General features: G+C 73.6%; 1 protein-coding gene. It reads right to left on the bottom strand.

Features of this window, described 5'->3' with window-relative positions; all coding sequences use genetic code 11:
- Nucleotides 1-60 precede the first annotated feature (60 nt).
- Nucleotides 61-406, bottom strand: a 346-nt coding sequence (locus D7X74_RS42465) for a tetratricopeptide repeat protein (protein ID WP_370450873.1), incomplete at its 5' end; no start/stop codon positions are given.

Below are 406 nucleotides of genomic sequence, written 5' to 3' on the forward strand. Positions count from 1 at the left end.
CCCCACCCCATATCGGGCGGGGCCCCCTGCTCCCGACAACGGCTCGCGCGAGCCGCCCCGCTACGTCTGCGCGTCCGCCTTCAGCTTCTCCACCGCCACCAGCGTGATGGCCTTCACCAGGGCCCGCGCGCGGCGCCCCGCGGACGTCTCCCCGTGCGGATCCACCTCCACCGCGTTGGCGATGTCCGTGAAGCCCTGCCGCTCTCCCCGGCGCAGGTGCAGCTCCCCCCGGCCCGTCAGCGCCACGGGATTGCGCGGATCACCCACCAGCGCGTGCGTGTACTCGGTGAGCGCGTCCTCCACCCGTCCGAGCTTCTGGTACACCGTGCCCAGCGCCGCGTGCGCCGCCGAGTCCTTCGGGTTCCCCTCCACGAGCCCCTCGAACAGGATGCGCGCCTCCTCCAGC

It is taken from the genome of Corallococcus sp. CA047B (assembly GCF_003612065.1).
Taxonomy (GTDB): Bacteria; Myxococcota; Myxococcia; order Myxococcales; family Myxococcaceae; genus Corallococcus; species Corallococcus praedator.